Below are 5,373 nucleotides of genomic sequence, written 5' to 3'. Positions count from 1 at the left end.
CCACCCATACCCATTCCTGGAAAGCCACCCATGCCCATTCCTGGAAAGCCACCCATGCCCATTCCTGGGAAGGCTATAATACGTTGAGAATCTAATGTCATATTTCCACCTACTTTTTCATAAATATTTCATAGTCTTTTACATGCTATGCTTAAAAAAAATAAAGGAGCTTATTCTCCTTTAGAGTTAGGCAGACTAACTACCAATAACAGATTTTATGTCAATAAATTTTCACTTCCTGCACCTTGTTACGCCTCCCGCTGTGGCCTACGTCCCCTTCTTAACAAATGACCATTTGTTCCGTTATCGTTATATACATGTTAGACTACAGTTTCAACCTCTAGGTATGTAGTATGAGATGTATGAAAAAAGAGGATATATGCCATCATGTTGGGCATAGTATCCTCTTCTAATTATAGTATATTTATCAATTGCATCCCTTGTTTTCTTTTTAGAACAAGTGAATGTTTTGCTTTTTGCACTCTTCACGCATGTCATTTGGCCATACAGAAGTTTGAACTTCGCCAATATGTGCTTTGCGTAAGAAGTACATGCACATTCTTGATTGTCCAATACCACCGCCCATTGTAAGTGGAAGCACGCCCTCTAAAATGCCTTTATGGAAATCATAATCACGTTTGAAATCTTCCCCTTTTATTGTTAATTGTTCATCAAGAGATTTGCTGTCAACACGAATCCCCATGGATGATAATTCAAATGAAGACTGCAGTACTGGATTCCAGAATAAGATATCTCCGTTTAATTTCCAATCATCATAGTCAGATGCACGTCCATCATGTTTTTCACCAGAGCGTAGCGCCCCCCCAATTCCGATAATAAAGACTGCACCGTGTTCTTTCGCAATCGCATGCTCACGATCTTTCGGTGTTAATTCTGGATATTTATCTTCAAGCTCTTGAGATGTGATAAATACGATATCTTCCGGTAAGTACTTACCAAAGAACGGGTATTTTTCAAATAAATAATCTTCTAAATCTTTGAATATTCCATAAATTGCTCGTACTGTTTCTTGTAAGTAATCTACTGTACGCCATTCTTTTTGAATAATTTTTTCCCAATCCCATTGATCAACGTAAATGGAATGCGTTGCATCAAGTTCTTCATCACGGCGAATTGCGTTCATGTTTGTATATAAACCTTCACCAGCTTCATATCCATATTCATGCAGGGCAAATCTTTTCCATTTTGCTAGTGAATGTACAATTTCTAACTCTTCTCCTGAATGCAGCATATCAAATTCAATTGGACGCTCTACACCGTTTAAGTGATCGTTTAATCCTGACTTTTTCGTTACAAATAATGGTGCAGATACACGGAATAATCCAAGACGTTTTGATAATTGCTCTTCAAAAAATGTTTTAACTTCCTTAATTGCGATTTGTGTTTCTCTTACTGTCATTAATGTTTGGTACATGTTGTTTTCCTCCTAAAATGTTTTGATGTAGTGAGGAAAGAAACCAATAAAAAAAGCCCTTCTTTCCCAAAAAAACTGGGACGAAAGGCTTTGGTTCCGCGGTACCACCCAAATTAGCAACAGAGGTTGCTCACTTATTCAGTACGGAGAGTAGAGATATCTCGATACTGTTCTTCTTGTAACGGCGAAGTTCCCGGCTAAGTCTACTTTCCTAAAAAGGATTTCGGTTAGCGACTCCAGGAGGTTCTTCATAACAGGCTTCGTATCAGGCTCACACCGCCCCTGACTCGCTTGGACTACGTCCTATTACTACTCTTCCTTTCACAGTCGTTTTACTGTCACATCTCTGAAACATTTTATTAATGTTTATTCTATACAAAAAAATAAGAAAGTCAACGAAAAGTTTTAAAATATTTTTCAATTCTTTATTTTACGCATTTTCGAATAGTATGTAATAAAAAATATTGGAACTTGGTTCCATAAATACAATGTGTCACACTAGGACTTATCATTACTTGCACGGGAATACTCTTGTTCTTGAAAGAGGATAACATGTATTTTCTCTCTATAAATACAATCATATTTGCAGCAGGAATTTCAATTGTATTACCTTCTATCATTTTTCATATTGGACAAATAAGCGAAGAAAGAAAAGGAGTTGCGATGGCACTTTATACATTTACTTTATTTTTTGGATCTAGTGTAGGTCCGTATATCGGGACAAAGATAATGTTTAAATATGTCGTATTTATTATTTTCTCTATCTTATTCTTATTTATCCTAATGTCATTTTCTTTACGAAAAATGCAACATTATTTCTACGAAAAGATACAAACTAACCAAAATGATTAGTTTACATACAATACATTTTTTATTACAAATAAGAGTTGCTCTAACAGTCATCTCACAACTTTTAGAGCAACTCTATACTTTTAATGTATAGTAATGTGCTTAAGTTTATCAGGATTCACAACATAAAATATTCGCTCAATCTGATTCGTATTTTGCTTCCAAGCGAAACTGAAAACACCAACCACCTCTTCATCTTTTAATATGAGAACGCCTGGCTGATTATTTACTATGATAGCTTGTGCTTCTTTTCCTTTGAAAAATTTTGTAGCAATTGCAGATAACAAGCTCAGAACACGTTTTTTACTAATAATTTGATTAATGGCCGTAGCGACATTCCCTCCCCCATCTGCAATAAGTATTACATCGCTAGTAAGAATTTCTGAGATTTCTTGAACATTACTTCGCGATAAGGCCGAAATAAACTTAGTGATTTGGTCTTGTTGAATTTCATATGGTGTATACTCCTCACCGAAAGATACATTCATTTTCTGCTTCGCACGGCTAAACACTTTACGGCAATTTATTTCCGTAATATTTAGTAAGTCAGCAATTTCATTATGTTTTAAATCTAATGCTTCTTTTAAGACATAAACGGCTCTCTCTGTAGCAGAGAGTTTTTCCATAAGAACAACAAATGTATAATATAGTTGGTCATCTTGAATGATTTTCTCTGAAGGGTCCCATTGCATGCCCTGTACAATAGGTTCTGGCAACCAAGTACCAACGTAAGTTTCTCTTTTTTTTCTGCTCGACTGTAATTCATTTACACAACGATTTACAACCATTTTGCTTACATACGACTTTATGTTTTTAATATCAGTTGGATGAATTTCTTTCATCTGCAGTTTTATAAATGTATCATGGACAATATCTTCGGCATCACTTAGAGATCCCAGCATTTTGTATGCTATAGAAATAAAATAAGATTTGTACAATATGTATAATTCACTTACATCCAGGCTATTTTGCCCCATAGTAGTCCCTCCTTAAAACTCTTTAATCAATAAATCTATCATAATATAAAATAAGAAATACCCTAGAAAAAACTTTCTAGGGTATACCTATGCAAATATCTCTAAAAAACACTCTTACAAAAATGGCCTTCTTATGACAAAAATTATATTAGACAAATTCTACAAATTATGTTGAAACCCATTAGACCAAGAAGGATGAATGGGTTCCCATCCATATTCCTTTCGAGCTTTTTTATTGGAAGCACCGCGCTCCCCACGATTACTACCAGCTTGACGAAGAGGCTGAGGCGCACCAATTGCAGAAGCATAAACAGGCAGCCAAACATTTCCTGGTGCAGGATGATCATCGACAATGTTAACAGGACCAGATGGCCAATCTAGAGCTAACAATGCAGCTCTTGCTGCATCGTCTACATGAAGAAAAGAAAATACACCATCAGTTGCTACAACTTCTTTCCGGCCTACCTGATCGGCAATCTTTCCATCTATCGCATACCAAGTTCCTGGACCATAAAGCGTTCCATAACGAAGTATAACAAATTCCGGAATTTGAGAAACTTTTTCTTCTAACACCGTAATGCCTTCTATCGTCGTTTTTCGTGGAAACGGAGCAGCAATGTCCAACATTTCTTCTTCTATAGCAGGCGTGTCTCCAGGTTCATATGCCCACGAAATACTTTGTGCAATTATTCGTCTAACTCCCACCGCTTTTGAAGCATCTACAAGATTTTCTGTTCCCTTAATTCTTATTTTTGCATTATCAACCAAGCTTCCTGCACTTAACGATGTAAGTTGATGAATCACTACATCCGGCTGACTTTTTTCCAGCGCTGTAAATACAGCATCTCGATTTAATGCATCCGCTACCACTGGCTTTGCACCCATTTTTGTCACTGCACTTCCATACGGGTCATCACGAATCATCCCAAATACTTCATGACCTTCTTTTACTAACAAAGGAATTAAAGAACGTCCGATTACACCTGTTGCACCAGCAAGAAAAACTCTCATTTCTATACCTCCATAATACATTTTTTAAAATTTAATAATTCGGTACCTTTAGAATGAAAAAATGACTATAAAATGTACTCTTTTTTTACGTTCATATTTAAGACAAATTGATCATGTAATGTGTGACATAACTATAAATATAATCACAAATTTTTTCATATCTCGGACTTTTTTTCTTTTTATGCAACGTAAAACTAAAAGATAACAATTCATATATAATTTTTTTGAAATATTACCAAAAATCTATTTTCTAAAAAAATATTGTATAATATTAATAAATTCAAGATTAAACACCTTTTACATAACACATTACTATCAGCAAAAATTAAAAGAGTCCTAACTGTGAAGGACTCTTTTTTCTACTTTAAAAGATTTCTATTAGCGGGATAAACCTGAGGATTTTGCGCATTACTGTCCATGTTATGATATACTATTATATCCTGCTGTTCATTTTTATGAGCAACTGTCGGAAAGGAAAAAGTCATAAACCCAAATTTTATTTTAAAGATTTATTGACTACTGTGGAAACAGATTTGCTATACAATAATAATGGAGTGATTATATTATATGAGTAAAGCTAAAGGTAAAGGTGGAACAGGTAGAGGAACAGGCAGTAAGGGCTGGAACCGATGGAAAGCCAGTGCCAACAAAAAAAAGAGTGCCAAACCTTATACAAGCAAAGGTGTTAAAAAAGCGGGTGGCGCAAAGACAAACAGTAATACAGGTGACAAATCCGAAAGATAGGGACTGCTATTTACGCTTGGTATCTTTCGTGTAAGATAGATGTTGTGTGGGTTTATTTTGCGGAGAAAAGCAAAGATTTAACACAACAAAACAAGTGGTTACTCATTGTAAAAAGACAACTTTTAAAATTCATTAATACGATAATCTATATTATGAAAAAAGCTATTCTTTTAGTAAGTACTTATACAAAAGAATAGCTTTTTTATGATGTGGATACAATTTTCTATTTACTCGATGACGATATGACAGAACCACTTATAGAAATTTTCAAGTTATATTTAAAGCACAATATCGTAATCCTTTATTTTAATCGTTTCTATCATACCTTTCGAGAGGGCTCCCACCTCTAAACGTACG

5 protein-coding genes and 1 other annotated feature are annotated in these 5,373 nt (G+C 35.0%); of the genes, 2 read left to right on the top strand and 3 right to left on the bottom strand.

Annotated features, from left to right (window positions below):
* Nucleotides 1-451 precede the first annotated feature (451 nt).
* Nucleotides 452-1,435, bottom strand: coding sequence for an aspartate--ammonia ligase (gene asnA / locus CN326_RS23090; RefSeq protein WP_098311292.1), 984 nt, complete (start codon nucleotides 1,433-1,435; stop codon nucleotides 452-454).
* 73 nt (nucleotides 1,436-1,508) lie between these two features.
* Nucleotides 1,509-1,769: a binding site (T-box leader), on the bottom strand.
* Between the two features lie 149 nt (nucleotides 1,770-1,918).
* Here asnA and CN326_RS23080 point away from each other — a divergent pair.
* Nucleotides 1,919-2,287 (top strand): MFS transporter, encoded by a 369-nt coding sequence (locus CN326_RS23080; protein ID WP_141525115.1) that lies wholly within the window; start codon nucleotides 1,919-1,921, stop codon nucleotides 2,285-2,287.
* Between the two features lie 80 nt (nucleotides 2,288-2,367).
* On the opposite strand, the gene CN326_RS23075 is transcribed toward CN326_RS23080, so the two are convergent.
* Nucleotides 2,368-3,261: a sigma-70 family RNA polymerase sigma factor gene (locus tag CN326_RS23075; protein ID WP_098311290.1), complete on the bottom strand. Its 894-nt coding sequence runs from the start codon at nucleotides 3,259-3,261 to the stop codon at nucleotides 2,368-2,370.
* Nucleotides 3,262-3,420: 159 nt separating this feature from the next.
* Complete coding sequence (locus CN326_RS23070) at nucleotides 3,421-4,272, bottom strand: NAD-dependent epimerase/dehydratase family protein (RefSeq protein ID WP_098311289.1); 852 nt, start codon at nucleotides 4,270-4,272, stop codon at nucleotides 3,421-3,423.
* A gap of 567 nt (nucleotides 4,273-4,839) precedes the next feature.
* On the opposite strand from CN326_RS23070, the gene CN326_RS23065 reads away from it, so the two are divergent.
* Complete coding sequence (locus CN326_RS23065) at nucleotides 4,840-5,016, top strand: DUF3934 family protein (RefSeq protein WP_020060606.1); 177 nt, start codon at nucleotides 4,840-4,842, stop codon at nucleotides 5,014-5,016.
* Nucleotides 5,017-5,373: the final 357 nt, after the last annotated feature.

Source organism: Bacillus sp. AFS018417, assembly GCF_002560985.1.
Taxonomy (GTDB): Bacteria; Bacillota; Bacilli; order Bacillales; family Bacillaceae_G; genus Bacillus_A; species Bacillus_A rhizoplanae.
The sequence above is the reverse complement of the archived record's forward strand: the minus strand, read 5'-3'. Positions and strand labels throughout refer to the sequence as shown.

Bases quoted from the DNA above. Each gene is read 5' to 3' on its own strand.
- asnA (WP_098311292.1), bottom strand. From the start codon at position 1,435: ATGTACCAAACATTAATGACAGTAAGAGAAACACAAATCGCAATTAAG.
- CN326_RS23075 (WP_098311290.1), bottom strand. From the start codon at position 3,261: ATGGGGCAAAATAGCCTGGATGTAAGTGAATTATACATATTGTACAAA.
- CN326_RS23065 (WP_020060606.1), top strand. From the start codon at position 4,840: ATGAGTAAAGCTAAAGGTAAAGGTGGAACAGGTAGAGGAACAGGCAGT.
- CN326_RS23070 (WP_098311289.1), bottom strand. From the start codon at position 4,272: ATGAGAGTTTTTCTTGCTGGTGCAACAGGTGTAATCGGACGTTCTTTA.